At 70.8% G+C, this 18295-nt stretch carries 13 protein-coding genes; 10 read left to right on the top strand and 3 right to left on the bottom strand.

Annotated features, from left to right (window positions below; all coding sequences use genetic code 11):
- Positions 1-44: 44 nt before the first annotated feature.
- Positions 45-1742 (top strand): fumarate hydratase, encoded by a 1698-nt coding sequence (locus AB0M39_RS10540; protein ID WP_365362370.1) that lies wholly within the window; start codon positions 45-47, stop codon positions 1740-1742.
- A gap of 208 nt (positions 1743-1950) precedes the next feature.
- On the opposite strand, the gene AB0M39_RS10535 is transcribed toward AB0M39_RS10540, so the two are convergent.
- Positions 1951-3480, bottom strand: a complete 1530-nt coding sequence (locus tag AB0M39_RS10535; RefSeq protein WP_365362368.1) for a ricin-type beta-trefoil lectin domain protein — start codon at positions 3478-3480, stop codon at positions 1951-1953.
- A 158-nt stretch (positions 3481-3638) separates the two neighbouring features.
- Between AB0M39_RS10535 and AB0M39_RS10530 the strand changes: the two genes are divergently transcribed.
- The 4 genes from AB0M39_RS10530 to AB0M39_RS10515 all read left to right on the top strand — a co-directional run bounded on the left by AB0M39_RS10530 (position 3639) and on the right by AB0M39_RS10515 (position 9593).
- Positions 3639-5033 carry a class II fumarate hydratase gene (locus AB0M39_RS10530; RefSeq protein WP_365362366.1) on the top strand — a complete coding sequence of 465 codons (1395 nt, stop codon included), beginning with the start codon at positions 3639-3641 and terminating at the stop codon, positions 5031-5033.
- A 56-nt stretch (positions 5034-5089) separates the two neighbouring features.
- The gene (locus AB0M39_RS10525; protein ID WP_365362364.1) at positions 5090-5767 is read left to right on the top strand and encodes a DUF402 domain-containing protein; all 678 of its coding nucleotides are present in this window, start codon (positions 5090-5092) and stop codon (positions 5765-5767) included.
- A 359-nt stretch (positions 5768-6126) separates the two neighbouring features.
- Positions 6127-8004 (top strand): SpoIIE family protein phosphatase, encoded by a 1878-nt coding sequence (locus AB0M39_RS10520; protein WP_365362362.1) that lies wholly within the window; start codon positions 6127-6129, stop codon positions 8002-8004.
- A 125-nt stretch (positions 8005-8129) separates the two neighbouring features.
- Complete coding sequence (locus tag AB0M39_RS10515) at positions 8130-9593, top strand: catalase (RefSeq protein ID WP_365362360.1); 1464 nt, start codon at positions 8130-8132, stop codon at positions 9591-9593.
- Between the two features lie 106 nt (positions 9594-9699).
- Here the strand turns inward: AB0M39_RS10515 and AB0M39_RS10510 are convergent, their stop codons facing one another.
- Positions 9700-11931 (bottom strand): transglycosylase domain-containing protein, encoded by a 2232-nt coding sequence (locus AB0M39_RS10510; RefSeq protein WP_365362358.1) that lies wholly within the window; start codon positions 11929-11931, stop codon positions 9700-9702.
- A gap of 310 nt (positions 11932-12241) precedes the next feature.
- On the opposite strand from AB0M39_RS10510, the gene AB0M39_RS10505 reads away from it, so the two are divergent.
- Genes AB0M39_RS10505 through AB0M39_RS10495 form a run of 3 tightly spaced genes read left to right on the top strand, consistent with a single transcriptional unit; the run spans position 12242 to position 15860 of the window.
- A complete protein-coding gene (locus tag AB0M39_RS10505; RefSeq protein WP_365362356.1) occupies positions 12242-12766 on the top strand; it encodes a PadR family transcriptional regulator in 525 nt (174 codons plus the stop codon).
- Positions 12763-13449, top strand: coding sequence for an ABC transporter ATP-binding protein (locus AB0M39_RS10500; RefSeq protein ID WP_365362354.1), 687 nt, complete (start codon positions 12763-12765; stop codon positions 13447-13449). The genes AB0M39_RS10505 and AB0M39_RS10500 overlap by 4 nt, the downstream gene beginning before the upstream one ends.
- A complete protein-coding gene (locus AB0M39_RS10495) occupies positions 13446-15860 on the top strand; it encodes an FtsX-like permease family protein (protein ID WP_365362352.1) in 2415 nt (804 codons plus the stop codon). Before AB0M39_RS10500 ends, AB0M39_RS10495 begins: the two co-directional genes overlap by 4 nt.
- A 149-nt stretch (positions 15861-16009) precedes the next feature.
- Here the strand turns inward: AB0M39_RS10495 and AB0M39_RS10490 are convergent, their stop codons facing one another.
- A complete protein-coding gene (locus AB0M39_RS10490) occupies positions 16010-16978 on the bottom strand; it encodes a hydrogen peroxide-inducible genes activator (protein ID WP_365362438.1) in 969 nt (322 codons plus the stop codon).
- Positions 16979-17116: 138 nt separating this feature from the next.
- On the opposite strand from AB0M39_RS10490, the gene AB0M39_RS10485 reads away from it, so the two are divergent.
- Together AB0M39_RS10485 and AB0M39_RS10480 are read left to right on the top strand one after the other, a co-directional pair.
- Entirely contained in the window at positions 17117-17671 is a 555-nt protein-coding gene (locus AB0M39_RS10485; protein WP_365362350.1) for a peroxiredoxin, read from the top strand.
- A gap of 15 nt (positions 17672-17686) precedes the next feature.
- Entirely contained in the window at positions 17687-18220 is a 534-nt protein-coding gene (locus tag AB0M39_RS10480; protein ID WP_365362348.1) for an alkyl hydroperoxide reductase, read from the top strand.
- Positions 18221-18295 lie beyond the last annotated feature (75 nt).

Raw genomic sequence — 18295 nt, 5'->3', positions numbered from 1 at the left:
CAATGGAGGCCGCGTCGCCGTCTGCCGAGTGAGGAATGGCCGTAATGTCCCCTGTCTCCCGCCCAACCAGCCCTGCGTACGCGTACTCCGAGCTGCTCCCGCTGGGAGAGGACACCACGCCCTACCGCCTGGTGACCGCCGAGGGCGTCTCCACCTTCGAGGCCGACGGGCGCACCTTCCTCAAGGTCGAGCCGGAGGCGCTGCGCACGCTCGCCGCCGAGGCCATGCACGACATCTCGCACTACCTGCGGCCCGCCCACCTCGCGCAGCTCCGTCGCATCGTCGACGACCCGGAGGCCTCCTCCAACGACAAGTTCGTCGCGCTCGACCTGCTCAAGAACGCGAACATCGCCGCCGCCGGCGTCCTGCCCATGTGCCAGGACACCGGAACCGCCATCGTCATGGGCAAGCGCGGCCAGAACGTCCTCACCGAGGGCGGCGACGAGGAGGCACTCTCCCGCGGCGTCTTCGACGCGTACACCAAGCTGAACCTGCGCTACTCGCAGATGGCCCCGATCACCATGTGGGAGGAGAAGAACACCGGCTCGAACCTGCCCGCGCAGATCGAGCTGTACGCGACCGACGGCGGCGCGTACAAGTTCCTCTTCATGGCCAAGGGCGGCGGCTCCGCCAACAAGTCGTTCCTCTACCAGGAGACCAAGGCGGTCCTGAACGAGGCCTCCATGATGAAGTTCCTGGAGGAGAAGATCCGCTCGCTGGGCACCGCCGCGTGCCCGCCGTACCACCTCGCGATCGTCGTCGGCGGCACCTCCGCCGAGTTCGCGCTCAAGACCGCGAAGTACGCCTCCGCTCACTACCTCGACGAGCTGCCCACCGAGGGCTCCGCGACCGGCCACGGCTTCCGCGACAAGGAGCTGGAGGAGAAGGTCTTCGAGCTGACGCAGAAGATCGGGATCGGCGCGCAGTTCGGCGGCAAGTACTTCTGCCACGACGTGCGCGTCGTCCGCCTCCCGCGCCACGGCGCCTCGCTGCCCGTCGCCATCGCCGTCTCCTGCTCGGCCGACCGCCAGGCCACGGCGAAGATCACCGCGGAGGGCGTCTTCCTGGAGCAGCTGGAGACGGACCCGGCGCGCTTCCTGCCGGACACGACGGACGAGCACCTCAGCGAGAGCGCCGAGGCCGGCGACGTCGTGCGCGTCGACCTGAACCGGCCGATGGACGAGGTGCTCGCCGAGCTCACCAAGTACCCGGTCAAGACCCGGCTCTCGCTGACCGGCCCGCTCGTGGTGGCGCGCGACATCGCGCACGCCAAGATCAAGGAGCGGCTGGACGCGGGCGAGGAGATGCCGCAGTACCTCAAGGACCACCCGGTGTACTACGCCGGTCCCGCCAAGACGCCCGAGGGCTACGCCTCCGGCTCCTTCGGCCCGACGACGGCGGGCCGGATGGACTCGTACGTCGAGCAGTTCCAGGCGGCCGGCGGCTCCAAGGTCATGCTCGCCAAGGGCAACCGCTCGAAGCAGGTGACGGACGCGTGCGGGACGCACGGCGGCTTCTACCTCGGCTCGATCGGCGGCCCGGCGGCGCGCCTGGCGCAGGACTGCATCAAGAAGGTCGAGGTCGTCGAGTACGAGGAGCTCGGCATGGAGGCCGTGTGGAAGATCGAGGTCGAGGACTTCCCGGCGTTCATCGTGGTCGACGACAAGGGCAACGACTTCTTCACGGAGCCGGCGCCCGCCCCGACGTTCACCAGCATCCCGGTCCGCGGCCCGGGGCTGTAGCCGGGCCCACGGGCCGGAGGGGCTGATCCTGCGCCCCTCCGGCCCGTGAGGGCGGGTGTCCCGGGAGCCCGGTACGCCACGGGCCCTGTCCGCACCGCCTGCGGGCGGCCACGGACCAGTCCAGTACCCGCCCGCGCCCGCGGACCCGTACGCCCCGGCCTCGCGGCTACGCGGCTACGCCGAGCCCGCGCCTACTCCGACCGCACGCCTACGCGAAGCGCTGGTTCGCCGTGCCCGTGCAGGGCTGGAGCCGCAGCGGCTGCCTGGCGCTCGCGAGGGTCAGGCACATCCCCGTCGCCTCGGCCGGCCTGATGGTGCCCGCCTGCCGTACGAACCGCTGGTTCGCGCCGCCGTGGCAGTTCCACAGCTGGAGCGCCTTGCCGGCCGTGTAGTCGCCGCCCGGCACGTCCACGCACCGGTCCTGCGTCAGCTCCGTGTGCAGCGACGTGCGCGTCGGGTCGTACCACCAGTTCTGGTTGCGGCCGCCATGGCAGTCCCAGCCGAGCACGGACGTCCCGTTGCGGGTGACCGCGCCGTCGACGTCCGCGCAGGAGCCGGTCGCCTCGTTCTTCAGCGGCTTGTACGCGTCGTCCCAGGCGCCCGGGTACAGCACCGGCTTCCCGGTCGAGGCCGGGTCCGCGCAGCTGGCCTCGCTCAGGCCGGACGCGTAGAGCTGGGTGAGGCAGGACGCGAAGGCGGCGTGCCCCGCGCGGTTGGGGTGGAAGGACTGGCGGGCCGAATTCGAGTCCGGCGGGAAGGGGTTGGAGAGGTCGATGTAGAGCCCGCGCGCCCAGTCGTCGTCCATGCAGACCTCGTGGCCGTGGAAGAGGCGCGAGTTGTCGAGGTAGACCGATCCGGTCGACTGGGCGACCTTGCGCATGCCGCGTTCGAAGGCGGGGACGGCGGTGTTGCGGCCCCAGACGGTGTCGGAGTCGTAGCCCATGCCGCCGCAGAGCAGCTTGCCGGGGAAGTTCGGGTTGTCGCGGAAGTCGGGGCCTATGGGGCTCGGGTAGCCCATCACGACCATCTTGTAGTCGCCGTCCGCGTATCCGGCGTCGCGCATCACGGTGCGCAGGTCGCGCACGGTCTGCTCGACCTTGGGGACCAGGCCGTCGACGCGGGCCTGCCAGCCCGGGGCGTACTTCGGCGCGCACGGCCCCTGGAAGGTCACATAGCGGATCACGCAGTCGGTCATCACCGGGCCGAACTGGAGGTCGTCGTTGGCCCCGGCCACCAACAGCACCATCTTGATCCGGGTGTTGCGCGCCTTCACGGCGAGGCTGTCGCTCTGCACGAGCTCGTCGGCGTGCTGCTTCGAGCCGCCGATCCTGATGTTGCCGGTGCCGGCGCCGGAGCAGGCGACGTTGTACGTGACGTCGGCCGCGATGCCCGTGCGGTGGATGGCCGCGTCGGGCGAGCGGTGGCACCAGTTGGAGGGGCCGTTGGTGCCCGGCTCGTAGACGCCGACGCCCTCGCCCGAGATCTCGCTGTCGCCGAGCGAGATCAGGCCCGTCTTGCGCTCGGCGAGCGGGCGCTGGGCGGGGCTTCCGTAGAGCTTGACGGCCTCGGCGGCGCGGATGGACTCGAGCTCGGGCGGGAGCGGTACGGACGCGGCGGCGGCAGCGGACGGCGCCGCCGGGGCCGCCTGGACGGGCGCCGCCGACAATCCGCCAAATCCCGCCGCCAGCGCGGCGACCGCCGCGACCGTACAGCGAAGTCTGCGTCTGGTGCCTCTCATTGCGCTCATCGTGTTCACTGCGCCTCCCCGGCTTGTGGTTACCAGGGGTATTTACTGGCGAGTAGCGCAGTTGGGAATAGATAGAACAAGACAACTGCTCACCTTTTCGGGGTTCGGGGGTCGCCCGCCGAACGACGCAGCCAGGAGGCAGGACCGCGATGAGCGACGCGAACGACTACCGGATCGAGCACGACTCCATGGGCGAGGTGCGGGTCCCCGCGCACGCGAAGTGGCGGGCCCAGACCCAGCGGGCCGTGGAGAACTTCCCCGTCTCCGGCCAGCGCCTGGAGCGCGCCCACATCGAGGCCCTCGGCCGCGTCAAGGCCGCCGCCGCCCAGGTCAACGCCGAACTGGGCGTCCTCGACAAGGACGTCGCCGGCGCGATCGCGGACGCCGCGGCCGAGGTAGCCGAGGGCCGCTGGGACGACCACTTCCCGGTGGACGTCTTCCAGACGGGCTCCGGAACATCGTCGAACATGAACGCCAACGAGGTCATCGCCACGCTCGCGACCGAGCGTCTGGGCCGCGAGGTGCACCCCAACGACCATGTGAACGCCTCGCAGTCGTCCAACGACGTCTTCCCCTCCTCCATCCACATCGCCGCCACGGCGGGCGTGCGGGACGATCTGATCCCGGCGCTGGAGCACCTCGCGGCCTCGCTGGAGCGCAAGGCCGCCGAGTTCGCGGACGTCGTCAAGTCCGGGCGCACGCATCTGATGGACGCCACGCCCGTCACGCTGGGCCAGGAGTTCGGCGGCTACGCCGCACAGATCCGGTACGGCGTCGAACGACTGAACGCCTCCTTGCCGCGCCTGGCCGAACTCCCCCTCGGCGGCACGGCCGTGGGCACCGGCATCAACACCCCGCCCGGCTTCTCCGCCGCCGTCATCGCCGAGGTCGCCCGCGCCACCGGGCTGCCGCTGACCGAGGCCCGCGACCACTTCGAGGCGCAGGGCGCGCGCGACGGGCTGGTGGAGACCTCCGGGCAGCTGCGCACGATCGCCGTGTCGCTGACCAAGATCGCGAACGATCTGCGCTGGATGGCGAGCGGCCCGCGCACCGGGCTCGCCGAGATCAACCTCCCCGACCTCCAGCCCGGCTCCTCGATCATGCCCGGCAAGGTCAACCCGGTGATCCCCGAGGCCGTGCTCATGGTCGCGGCCCAGGTGACCGGCAACGACACGACCGTCGCCGTCGCCGGAGCGTCCGGCAACTTCGAGCTCAACGTCATGCTCCCGGTGATCGCCAAGAACCTGCTGGAGTCGATCAGGCTGCTGTCGAACGCCTCGCACCTGTTCGCGGACCGCGCGGTCGACGGCGTCACCGCCAACGTCGAGCGGGCCCGGGAGTACGCCGAGTCCTCGCCGTCCGTCGTCACCCCGCTGAACAAGTACATCGGGTACGAGGAGGCCGCCAAGGTGGCCAAGAAGTCGCTGGCCGAGCGCAAGACCATCCGCGAGGTCGTCCTCGAGTCCGGCTATGTGGAGCGTGGAGCGCTGACCCTGGAGCAGCTCGACGAGGCCCTTGACGTGCTGCGGATGACCCGCCCCTAGCGCGGCTCGTGACCTGGATCGCAGCGGCGCCCCCGCCGGGCTCCTAATATCTGCTCATGACAGGTACGGAACGCATCTCACGCTGGACGCCCGGGGACCACATCCTCTGGCGCTATCGCGACCATGCCCCGGGCCTGCCGGGCTCGGGCGTCCACATCTGCCGTCCGGTGACCGTCGTCCAGGACACGGACGAGCTGCTCGCCGTGTGGATGGCCCCGGGGACGGAGTGCGTCAAGCCGGTGCTCGCCGACGGCGGCCCGGTCCACCAGGAGCCGCTGGCGACCCGCTACACCGCCCCGCGCACGGTCGCCCGCACCCGCTGGTCGGGCACGGGCGTGCTCAAGCTGGCGCGGCCGGGGCAGCCGTGGTCGGTATGGCTGTTCTGGGAGCACGGCTGGCGGTTCAAGAACTGGTACGTCAACCTCGAGGAGCCGCACACCCGGTGGGTGCGCGGAGTTGACTCCGAGGACCACTTCCTCGACATCTCGGTCTTTCCGGACCGCAGTTGGCTGTGGCGGGACGAGGACGAGTTCGCGCAGGCCCAGCAGGTGGGCCTGATGGACGCCGAGAAGGCCCTGCGCGTCCAGGAGGCGGGCCGGGCGGCCGTCGACGTCATCGACGCCTGGGGCGCGCCGTTCTCGGACGGATGGGAGCACTGGCGGCCTGATCCGGCCTGGCGGGTTCCGGAGCTGCCGGCGGACTGGGACCGCACGCCGGCCCGGCTGGCATCCTGAGACGCGGCTCGCTCACCGGGGGGCGAGCCCTGCTTCGGGGCGCGCTCCGGCGGGTGAACGAGGGCGCCTCGTGAAGTGACCGATTCCGGTCCGGGAACCCGCTCCGGCGCACGGGACCTCGTGAGACTCTTGATGCGCCCCCTGGGGGCAAACGTAGGATCGTCGTCCGCAAGGCTGCGCAGCAGGAGCAATCATTGAGCGCAGCACAGGAACTGACCGTAAGTCATCACGAGTCGCAACATAGGGGGTGGAGCTGTGCCGGATGCCTGCCACCCTGTCGACGCCGCCCGCAGAGCGGGTATACCGCCTCGTGAGGCGATTGCATCGCACAACCGGCCCGGACGGACGGAATCCCACGCGTGACGGAGCAGCCCACCTCCCACGAAGGCCGGCAGCCCTTGGCTGCCCGGCCGCAGGAACGCACCCGGCCGCGGTCGGAGGCGCCCGGCGCCGCGGCCGTGCAGAAGCCGCCCGCGCAGGCCACGCCGCCGAGCCCGCCCAGTCCTCCGCAGGACATCGCGGGCACGGCGCGCCGCGAGGGCGACCGGCTGCGTTTCGTGGGGGCCGCCACCCGGCGGATCGCGCGCGGCATAGACCTGGACGAGATCGTCCTGGGGCTGTGCCGTGCCACCGTGCCGACCTTCTCCGACGCGATCCTGGTGTATCTGCGCGATCCGCTGCCGGTGGGCGACGAGCGGCCGATCTCGCCGTTCGTCTTGCGGCTGCGCCGGACCGACCGGCTGCGTTTAGCTGGTGAGGACGGCGATCTGGCGGGCGGCACGCCCGTCTCGCTCATGGACCCGCAGGCCGACCTCGCCCCGGCCGCCGAGCTGTGCGAGGTGCGCTCCGGCGGCGCGCTGTCGGAGGTGCTGCGCGGGGTGCGGCCGGTGTTCGGCGACTCCGCCGCGGCCCGGGCCGCCCTGCCCGAGCTGCTGGGCGCGGACCGGACCGTGCCCGGCGGGCACCGCGCCATACTGGCGCCGCTGCGCGGCCGGCGTCGGGTGATCGGCGCCGCCGTGTTCCTGCGCAGGCCCGACCGGCCCGGCTTCGAGCCGAACGACCTGCTCGTCGCCGCGCAGCTGGCCACGCACACGGCGCTCGGCATCGACAAGGCCGTGCTCTACGGCCGCGAGGCGTACATCGCCGACGAGCTGCAGCGCACGATGCTGCCCGACTCGCTGCCGCAGCCCACGGGCGTCCGGCTGGCCTCGCGCTATCTGCCGGCCGCCGAGACGGCCCGCGTCGGCGGCGACTGGTACGACGCCATCCCGCTGCCCGGCAGCCGGGTCGCGCTCGTCGTCGGCGACGTCATGGGCCACTCCATGACGTCCGCCGCGATCATGGGCCAGCTGCGCACCACTGCGCAGACGCTGGCGGGCCTCGACCTGCCGCCGCAGGAGGTCCTGCACCATCTGGACGAGCAGGCCCAGCGTCTGGGCACGGACAGGATGGCCACCTGTCTGTACGCCGTGTACGACCCCGTCTCGCACCGCATCACCATCGCCAACGCGGGCCACCCGCCGCCGATCCTGCTGCACCTGGGCGGGCGGGCCGAGGTGCTGCGGGTGCCGCCCGGCGCGCCCATCGGGGTGGGCGGGGTCGACTTCGAGGCCGTGGAGCTGGACGCCCCGGCCGGAGCGACGCTGCTGCTGTACACCGACGGGCTGGTCGAGTCCCGGCTGCGCGACGTGTGGACGGGCATCGAGCAGCTGCGGGAGCGGCTCGCCGACACCGCCCAGCTGACCGGCCCCGACCACTCGCCGCCGCTGGAGGCGCTCTGCGACGACGTGCTGGACATGCTCGGGCCGGGCGACCGGGACGACGACATCGCGCTGCTCGCGGCCCGCTTCGACGGGATCGCGCCGAGCGATGTGGCGTACTGGTTCCTGGAGCCGGAGGACGCGGCCCCGGGCCGGGCCCGCCGGCTGGCTCGCCGCGCGCTGGCCCGCTGGGGTCTGGAGGAGCTGAGCGACTCGGTGGAGCTGCTGGTCAGCGAGGTGGTGACCAATGCGGTGCGGTATGCCGAGCGCCCGGTGACGCTGCGGCTGCTCCGTACGGACGTGCTGCGCTGCGAGGTCGGCGACGACTCTCCGCAGCTGCCCCGGCAGCGGCGGGCGCGGGACACCGACGAGGGCGGCCGCGGGCTGTTCCTGGTGAACCGGCTGGCCAGACGGTGGGGGGCGACCCGGCTGTCGACCGGCAAGGTGGTGTGGTTCGAGCTGCCCACGCGCGCCTAGCGGGGCAGCTCGATATCCGGGCCAGTTCTGGATTCCGTCCAGAAGTTGCCGAGGGGGTGTCGAACGGGTTCACTGGGGAACGCGGCCGATGCGACCACATCCCTTCTCTCGACGGGAGGACGCTCGTGACCGAGTCATCCCCGAAGGCTCCGTACACCACGAACAACGCCGGCATCCCGGTGGAGAGCGACGAGCACTCGCTCACCGTGGGGCCCGACGGCCCGATCCTGCTCCAGGACCACTACCTCATCGAGAAGATGGCCCAGTTCAACCGCGAACGGGTGCCCGAGCGGGTGGTGCACGCCAAGGGGTCGGGCGCGTACGGCTTCTTCGAAGTCACCAACGACGTCAGCCAGTTCACCAAGGCCGATCTCTTCCAGCCGGGCAGGCGCACCGAGATGCTGGCCCGCTTCTCGACGGTCGCCGGCGAGCAGGGCTCCCCCGACACCTGGCGCGACCCCCGCGGCTTCGCGCTGAAGTTCTACACCGATCAGGGCAACTACGACCTGGTCGGCAACAACACGCCCGTCTTCTTCGTCCGCGACACGATCAAGTTCCAGGACTTCATCCGCTCCCAGAAGCGCCATCCGGCCACCGGGCTGCGCAGCAACGACATGCAGTGGGACTTCTGGACGCTCTCCCCCGAGTCGGCGCACCAGGTGACGTGGCTGATGGGCGACCGCGGCATCCCGAAGACCTACCGCCATATGAACGGCTACGGCTCCCACACCTATATGTGGATCAACGGCGGCGGCGAGCGGTTCTGGGTGAAGTACCACTTCAAGACCGACCAGGGCATCGACTTCCTCGCCCAGGACGAGGCCGACGAGCTGGCCGGGCAGGACGGCGACGCGCACCGCCGTGATCTGTACGAGTCGATCGCGTCCGGGAACGCGCCGTCGTGGACCCTCAAGGTCCAGGTCATGCCCTTCGAGGACGCGGCCGACTACCGCTTCAACCCCTTCGACCTGACCAAGGTGTGGCCGCACGGCGACTACCCCCTGATCGAGGTCGGGAGGATGACGCTCGACAAGAACCCCGAGGACTACTTCGTCCATATCGAGCAGGCGGCGTTCGAGCCGTCCAACATGGTGCCGGGCATCGGCCCGTCGCCGGACAAGATGCTGCTCGGCCGGCTGTTCTCGTACCCGGACACGCACCGCTACCGGATCGGTCCGAACTACGCGCAGCTGCCGCCCAACCGGCCGCACGCCCCGGTGAACTCGTACGCCAAGGACGGCCCGATGCGCTACGCGCCGTCGTACGCGTCGAGGCCGTACGCACCGAACTCCTATGGCGGTCCCGCGGCCGACTTCGGGCGCTTCGGCGACCCGGCGGGCTGGGAGACGGCGGGCGAGCTGGTGCGGGAGGCGACCAAGCGGCACAGCGAGGACGACGACTGGGGCCAGCCGGGCACGATGGTCCGCCAGGTGCTGGACGACGCCGCACGCGACCGGCTGGTGTCGAACGTCAGCGGACATCTGCTCCAGGACGTCACCAGGCCCGTCCTGGACCGGGCCCTGCAGTACTGGCGCACCATCGACAAGAGCCTCGGCGACCGCATCGCCGACAAGGTCGACGGCGGCTGAGCCCGCCGGACGCGGAACGACGGCGCCCGCGCCCCTGAGGGGGTCGCGGGCGCCGTCGTGCGCTGTCAGCTGCGGGCGGCAGAAGCGCGCCGGGCCCATGCGGCCGTCACGGCTTCTTCTCCTCGTCCGGGTCGCCGTCGCCCGGGTCGGGTTCGGTCGGATCCGTCGGCACCGGGATGGTGGGCCGGGTCGTCGGCTTGTCCGTGGGCGTCGGAACCGGGTCGTCCGTCGGCGTCGGCTTCTCGGTCGGCGTCTGAGTGGGCTTCTCGGTCGGCTTCTCCGTCGGCTTCTCGGTGGGCTTCTCGGTCGGCTTCCGGGTCGGGGTGCTCGTCGGCAGCGGGTCCGGGTCGGCCGTGGCGCTCTCGTCGACGTCCAGGTCGAACTCGGCGTCGGAGCCGCCGTCCAGGGCGCCCAGCGTGTAGTCGGCCCAGATCCTGGCCGGGAAGCCGCCGCCGTTGGCGCGGCCGGAGTTGGCCGTGCCGGTGAGGGTGACCTGCCCGCCGCCCTCCTTGGTGGACTCGCCGAACAGGGCGACGACCGTGGTGAGCTCGGGGGTGTAGCCCGCGAACCAGGCGGACTTGTTCTGCTCCGACGTGCCTGTCTTGCCGGCCGCCTCGTAGTCGTCCGTACGGGCCTCGTGGCCGGAGCCGTTCTTGACCACGCCCGTCAGCACCGAGGTGACGGTGTCGGCGGCCTCACGGCTGATCACCTGCTCGCCGATCGGGTCCGCCAGCTCGACCTGGCGCTCCTTGTGCTCGGCCTTGGCCACGATCGTCGGCGTGACCTTCTTGCCGTGGTTGTCGAGGGTCGCGTACACCCCGGCCATGTCCCAGGTGGAGGCGCCCATCGTGCCGAGCGAGATCGCGGGCCGCTCGGGGAAGGACGGGCCGTCCTTCATGCCGAGGCCGAGCGCGGTCTCCTTCACATCGGAGGGTCCGACGTCCACGACCATCTGCGCGAAGACCGAGTTGATCGACTTGTTCATCGCCTTCTGGACGTTGACCGGGCCGTAGCTCTTGTCGTCCTCGTTCTCCGGGGCGAAGGGAGTGTCGCTGCCGTCGACCGGACGCTTGCTGGTGCCGTCGTACATCGTCTTGGGGCCGATGCGGTCGCCGTCCTGAGTCTCGGACTCGTTCTCCAGCGCGGAGGCGAACACGATCGGCTTGAACGTCGAGGCAGGCTGGTAGTCGGAGCGGGTCGCGTTCGAGATGTAGTGCTTGGTGGCGTCCACTCCGCCGTACAGCGCCACGACCTTGCCGGTCTTGGGGTCGACGGAGGTCGCGCCGGCCTGGACGGTGGCGTCGATCTTGTTGCCCTCGCGGTCCAGCTCGTCCTCGAGCTGGCGCTTGACCGCCTTCTCGAGCTCCGCCTGCCGCTTGGAGTCGATGTTGAGCGTGAAGGTCCAGCCGCCGGCCTCGATGCGGTCCTCGGTCAGGCCCTGGCGGATCAGCTCCTTGTTGGCGGCCTCGACGATGTAGCCGACCTGGCCCTCGCTGCCGGGGGCCGCCTTCGGCTCCTTCGGCACCGGGAACTTCAGTCCGTCGCGGCCGGACTTGTCGAGCCACTCCTCCTCGACCATGTTGTCCAGCGTGTAGTTCCAGCGCTCCTGGACCAGCCGCTTGCCGGTCGGGGTCGCGGAGCTCCAGTCGTACTGGTTGGGGGCCTGGAGCAGCGAGGCGAGGTACGCGCCCTGGGCGACGTTCAGCTTCTCGGCGTCGACCCGGTAGTACGCCTGGGCCGCGGCCTGGATTCCATAGGCGCCGCGGCCGTAGTACGCGGTGTTGATGTACCCGGCCAGGATCTCGCTCTTCTCCTTCTTCTGGTCGACCTTGAGGGAGATCACCAGCTCCTTGAGCTTGCGGGTGACCGTCTGATCCTGGTTGAGGTAGTAGTTCTTGACGTACTGCTGGGTGATCGTCGAGCCGCCCTGCTTGCCCTTGCCGGTCAGGGTGTTCATCAGGCCGCGGGCAGTGCCCTTGAGGTCGACTCCGGAGTCCTTGAAGAAGGACTTGTTCTCCGCCGCGACGAAGGTGTACTGGACGTCCTTGGGGATCGACTCCAGCCCGACGATCTCCCGGTTGACCTTGCCGGTGCGGGTGAGGACCTTGCCGTCGCTGAACTTGTAGACGTTGCTCTGCATCTCGGCCTGGGCGTTGGCCTTCGGCACCGGGACCATCAGATAGACCACGAAGAACGCGCCCATGAGCAGCAGGCACAGGCCGAAGAACGTGCCCAGCAGCTTCTTCCAGGTGAAGAAGCGCCGTATGCCGGTCGGCTTGGCCTTGGTCGCCCGGCGCGCGCCGCGCTGCCGGGCCTGTCGCGCTTCCGCTCGGCCCATCGCTCCGTTGCTCCGCTCTTCCTTCGATCTGTCCGTGTCGCCGGGGTCGGCCCGGAATCAGCTCAGAAAGCTAACACCGGCCATGCAGACAAAGGGCCACCGATCCGGCCTTTTCCGGACGTGACAATGAGCACCCCGTCTTATGGAACCGACTCCTGAGAGGCGCACAAGGTTGCGAGGAGCGGTGAAGTAGTCGATTTATGGGGGTACTGGGCGCCCGTCCCCGCCCTCCGAAGCCCCCGTCGACCGGAATCCGACTATCCCCTTCGGGTATACACATGGGGTATACACCGCGTGTAGAGTAGGCCCCATGTCCATCAGTCACACCCTGCTCGGCCTCCTGGAGTCCGGCCCGCGCCACGGCTACGACCTCAAGCGGGCCTTCGACGAGAGATTCGGCCACGACCGCCCCCTGCACTACGGGCAGGTCTACTCGACCATGTCCCGGCTGCTGAAGAACGGGCTGGTCGAGGTGGACGGCATCGAGGCCGGCGGCGGTCCTGAGCGGAAGCGGTACGCGATCACCGACGCCGGCGTCACCGACGTCGCGCAGTGGCTCGCCCAGCCCGAGAAGCCCGAGCCGTATCTGCAGTCGACCCTCTACACCAAGGTCGTCCTCGCGATCCTCACCGGGCGCAGCGCCGCCGATCTGCTGGACGCCCAGCGGGCCGAGCATCTGCGGCTGATGCGCATCCTCACCGACCGCAAGCGCCGCGGCGACCTCGCCGACCAGCTCGTCTGCGACCACGCGCTCTTCCATCTGGAAGCGGACCTGCGCTGGCTGGAGCTGACCGCGGCCCGGCTCGACCAGCTCGCGAAGGCGGTACGCGCATGACGCCCGCGGGCTCCCTCCTCGTCGCCACGGATCTGCACAAGTCCTTCGGCCCCACAGCGGCCCTGGACGGCGCGTCCTTCTCCATCCACCCCGGCGAGGTCGTCGCCGTCATGGGTCCCTCGGGCTCCGGCAAGTCGACGCTGCTGCACTGCCTCGCGGGCATCGTGACGCCCGACAGCGGCTCGATCGTCTACGGCGGCCGCGAGCTGCACACGATGTCCGACGCCCGCCGCAGCGCGCTGCGCCGCAGCGACTTCGGGTTCGTGTTCCAGTTCGGCCAGCTCGTACCGGAGTTGACCTGCACGGAGAACGTCGCCCTGCCCCTGCGGCTGAGCGGTGTGAAGCGCAAGGACGCCGAGGCCGAGGCGCTGCGCCGGATGGCCGAGCTGGAGGTCGACGACCTCGGCGGCAAGCGCCCCGGCGACATCTCCGGCGGCCAGGGCCAGCGCGTCGCCGTGGCACGCGCCCTCGCATCGAACCCCAAGGTGGTCTTCGCGGACGAGCCGACCGGCGCCCTGGACTCGCTCAACGGCGAGCGTGTGATGCAGCTGCTCACCGAGGCCGCCAGGTCCGCCAACACCGCCGTCGTCCTGGTCACCCACGAGGCCCGGGTCGCCGCGTACTCCGACCGCGAGATCGTCGTGCGCGACGGCAGGACCCGTGACCTGGAGTACGCCGGATGACGATGCTCGACGAGCGGAAGGACGCGGCCACGGCGTCCCCGGGCCCCTCGGGCCCCGCCCCGCTCTCCGCCTGGACGCGCGACCTCGGCCTCGGGGTGCGCTTCGCCGTGGCCGGCGGCCGCGAAGGCTGGATCCGCACCCTGCTCACCGCCGTCGGCGTGGGCCTCGGCGTGGCCGTGCTCCTCGCCGCGACCGCGGTGCCCAGCCTGCTGAACAACCGCGACCAGCGCACCGTCGACCGCACCCCCGCCGCCGTGGAGGCCGGCACGCTGCCGCCGTCCGACCGCACGCTGGTCGTCGCCGACGCGTCGGTGGAGTACCGCGACGCCACGATCGGCGGCTGGCAGCTGCGCGCGGACGGCGCGAACCCGGCCCGGCCGCCCGGCGTCGACCGGTTCCCCGGCCCCGGCGAGATGGTGGTCTCCCCCGCTCTGAAGAGGCTGCTCAACGGCGAGGACTCAGAGCTGCTCAGGGAGCGGTTCAAGCCGTACAAGCTGGTGGGGACCATCGGCGAGGCGGGCCTCAGCGACCCGCACGACCTCTATCTGTACACGGGCAGCGGCGCCATCACGGACGGCAAGGGCAACGCGAACAGGATCGCCGAGTGGGGGCAGGCGACGCAGCGGGAGCCCATGGACCCCGTCCTGGTGATCCTCGTCGTGCTGATGTGCGTCGTCCTGCTGGTCCCCGTCGTGATCTTCATCGCCACGGCGGTGCGCTTCGGCGGCGAGCGGCGCGACCGGCGGCTGGCCGCGCTCCGGCTGGTCGGCGCGGACATCGCGACGACCCGGCGGGCGGCGGCGGGCGAGGCGCTGTTCGGCACGCTGCTCGGGCTGCTCCTCGGCGCCGTGTTCTTCTACGGGGGCCGCGAGTTCGTCGGATCGTTCCAGGTCTGGCGCGTCGCCGCGTTCCCCTCCGACCTCCAGCCCGCTCCCCTGCTCGCCCTGGCGATCGTGCTGGCGGTGCCGGTGTGCGCGGTCGTGGTGACGCTGGTGGCGCTGCGCTCGGTGGCGATCGAGCCGCTGGGCGTCGTACGCCAGAGCAAGACCCGCAAGCGCAGGGCCGCCTGGCGCGTCGCGATGCCGGTCGTCGGCGTGCTGCTGCTCCTGTCGACCGGCGCCGGCAGCGAGGGGGTCACCTCGCCGGAGGTGGCGCTCATCTCGATCGGCATCCTCCTGATCCTGCTCGGTCTGGTGACCCTGCTGCCATGGCTGGTCGAGACCGTCGTGCTCCAGATGCGCGGCGGCCCGGTGGCCTGGCAGCTCGCAAGCCGCAGGCTCCAGCTGTCCAGCGCGGCGGCCTCCCGCGCCGTCAGCGGCATCACCGTCGCGGTGGCGGGCGGCATCGCGCTCCAGATGTACTTCGTGGGCATCAACGACGACTTCACCAAGGTGACGGGCGAGGACCCCAAGCGCGCCCAGGTGGGAGTCATGACCGACTTCCCCAGCGGCGAGCTGGCCGACCGCATGATCAAGGACTTCCGGGCGACCCAGGGCGTCAAGGAGGTCGTCGGCACGGTCGACGCCTACGCGGTCTCCCCCGGCAGGAGCGCGGACGGCTCCGCCCAGACGGTCGCGCTCACCTATGGCTCCTGCTCGACCCTGCGCGAGCTGCTGAAGCTGCCCTCCTGCCAGGACGGCGACGTCTTCATCGCGTACCGCGCCGACCAGAAGAACGAGGAGTGGGTGACCGACGCCGCCCGCCCCGGCCGCACGCTCAACCTCAACGACACCCTCTACGACCCCCGGGGCGCCGCCGACAAGGAGCCGGTGCTCTGGAGGATCCCCGCGGACGCCCGGACCGTCCCCCAGCGGACCGACCCCGCGGGCGAGACGCACAGCGGAGTCTTCCTCACCCCGGGCTCCCTCGACCCGGCGAGCCTGCCCAACGCGTCGACCACCGCGCTGATCCAGACGGACCCGTCCGTCCCGGACGCCGCCGAACGCGTTCGCACCACCGCGTACGCGATCGACCCGGCGATGCGCGTATGGACGTTCCAGAGGGCCGACCGGGACAGGATGTACGACTCCCTCCGCACGGCGCTCTTCGTCGCCGCCACCGGCACGTTGATGCTGATCGCGGCGTCCATGGTGGTCGCGCAGATCGAGCAGCTGCGCGAGCGCAAGCGGCTGCTGTCGGTGCTGGTCGCCTTCGGCGCCCGCCGCTCCACGCTCGCCTGGTCGGTGCTGTGGCAGACCGCGATCCCGGTGGTGCTGGGCACGGCGCTGGCCGTCGCGGGCGGTCTCGGGCTCGGCTGGGCGATGCTCAGGCTGATCGACAAGCCGGTGACGGAGTGGCTGCTGTTCCTGCCGCTCGCCGGGGTCGGCGCGGGCCTGGTCGCGGTGGTGACGCTGCTCAGCCTGCCGCCGCTGTGGCGCCTGATGCGCCCGGACGGCCTGCGCACGGAGTGACCGACCGAGCGCCTGGCCGGGGGCCGATCCGTACACCGGTGACGGACTGAGCGCCTGGCCGGGGCCGACCCGTACACCGGTCACGGACTGAGCGCTCGTCGCCGATCCGTACACCGGCGACCGATCCGTACCGAGTATCGGACCGCGCGCTAGTCGCTGATCCGTACGGGCAGGGGGCGCAGCGCCTCCTTCAGGGCCTGCGCGAACTCCTCGAACTCGCCCTGGCGAGCCGCCCCCGCGCGCATCGCCAGGGCGATCCGGCGTGCGGGGGCGGGATCGGCGAAGTACCCGGTCTGCAGCCGCCCGGCGCGACCCGTCTCCACGTCGACCGCCGTGCGCGGCAGCAGCGTCACTCCGAGCCCGCCGGCCACCAGCTGCACCAGCGTGGCGAGGCCCGCCGCGGTGGTGGTGACCGGGGCGCCCTCGGTGCGGCCCGCCTCCCGGCAGACGTCCAGGGCCTGGTCGCGCAGGCAGTGGCCCTCGTCGAGCAGCAGCAGATGCAGCTCGCGCAGCGCCTCCCGCGGAATGTCCTGGCGGCCGCCCAGCCAGTGGTCGTCGGGCGTGACCAGCACGAAGTCCTCGTCGAAGAGCGGCAGCTCGGTGACGCCTGGCACCCCGAGCGGCACGGCGAGCAGCAGCAGGTCCAGCCGCCCGGCGGCGAGCCCGTCGACCAGGGAGGAGGTCTGCTCCTCGTGGACCTGGAGGTCGAGCTCCGGATACCGCTCGTGGACCAGGCGCAGCACCGTGGGCAGCAGATACGGGGCGACCGTCGGGATCACGCCGAGCCGCAGCACTCCGGTGAAGGGCGCGCGCACCGCGTCGGCCTCCTCCAGCAGCTCCCCGACCGCGTCCAGAACGGCCTTGGCCCGCACCGCGAGGCGCTCGCCGGCCGGGGAGAGCAGTACTCTGCGCGTCGTACGCTCCAGCAGCTGCACGCCCAGCGTGTCCTCCAGCGCCGACACGGCGCCCGAGAGCGCGGGCTGGCTCATGCCGATCGCGGCGGCGGCGTCCCGGAAGTGCAGATGCTCGGCGACGGCCGCGAAGGCGCGCAGCTGAGCGAGGCTCGGCTGCTTGCCTCGCCCCGCTCCCCTATTACCGGCATTGACGACATTACTGATGGCCACTGATAGGCACCTCCGATCGCGATGACCGAGTCTAGCTATTTCCGCGATCAATGGCGCCTATGCCAGGATCAAGATCCGTCCAACCCCCACTGGAAGACCCCAAAAGGGAATTCCTGTATGCAAGGAGACCGAGTGCTCACTGTCGGTGACCAGTTCCCCACGTTCGAACTGACCGCCTGCGTCTCGCTGGAGAGCGGCGAGGAGTTCGCGCAGATCAACCACAAGTCCTACGAGGGCAAGTGGAAGGTCGTCTTCGCGTGGCCCAAGGACTTCACCTTCGTCTGCCCGACCGAGATCGCCGCCTTCGGCAAGCTGAACGAAGAGTTCGCCGACCGCGACGCTCAGATCCTCGGCTTCTCCGGCGACTCCGAGTTCGTCCACCACGCCTGGCGCAAGGACCACGCCGACCTGCGTGACCTGCCCTTCCCGATGCTGGCCGACTCCAAGCACGAGCTGATGCGCGACCTCGGCATCGAGGGCGAGGACGGCTTCGCGCAGCGCGCCGTCTTCATCGTCGACCCGAACAACGAGATCCAGTTCACCATGGTGACCGCGGGCTCTGTCGGCCGTAACCCCAAGGAGGTCCTGCGGGTCCTCGACGCGCTGCAGACCGACGAGCTCTGCCCCTGCAACTGGACCAAGGGCGAGAACACCCTCGACCCGGTCAAGCTGCTCTCGGGCGAGTGAGCGGGCTGATCTGAGATGGCTCTCGACGAACTGAAGTCCGCCGTACCGGACTACGCCAAGGACCTGAGGCTGAACCTCGGCTCGGTCATCGGCAACAGCGCCCTCCCGCAGCAGCAGCTGTGGGGCACGGTCCTGGCCTGCGCGATCGCCTCGCGCTCGCCGAAGGTGCTGCGCGAGCTGGAGCCCGAGGCCAAGGCCAACCTCTCCGCCGAGGCGTACACCGCCGCCAAGTCGGCCGCGGCGATAATGGCGATGAACAACGTCTTCTACCGGACCCGGCACCTGCTGTCGGACCCGGAGTACGGCACGCTCCGCGCCGGACTGCGGATGAACGTCATCGGCAACCCGGGCGTGGAGAAGGTCGACTTCGAGCTCTGGTCGCTCGCCGTCTCCGCGATCAACGGCTGCGGCCAGTGCCTGGACTCGCACGAGCAGGTGCTCCGCAAGGCCGGCGTGGACCGCGAGACGATCCAGGAGGCCTTCAAGATCGCCTCGGTGATCCAGGCCGTGGGCACGACTCTGGACGCCGAAGCCGCTCTGGCCGAGTAGCACGGCGCAGGCCCCTTGGGCCAAGCACGCGAAGGGCCCCGCCGACACCCGTCGGCGGGGCCCTTTCGACGCTGG

It is taken from the genome of Streptomyces sp. NPDC051907 (assembly GCF_040681075.1).
Classification (GTDB): domain Bacteria; phylum Actinomycetota; class Actinomycetes; order Streptomycetales; family Streptomycetaceae; genus Streptomyces.
This window is presented reverse-complemented; position numbering and strand designations above follow the sequence as displayed.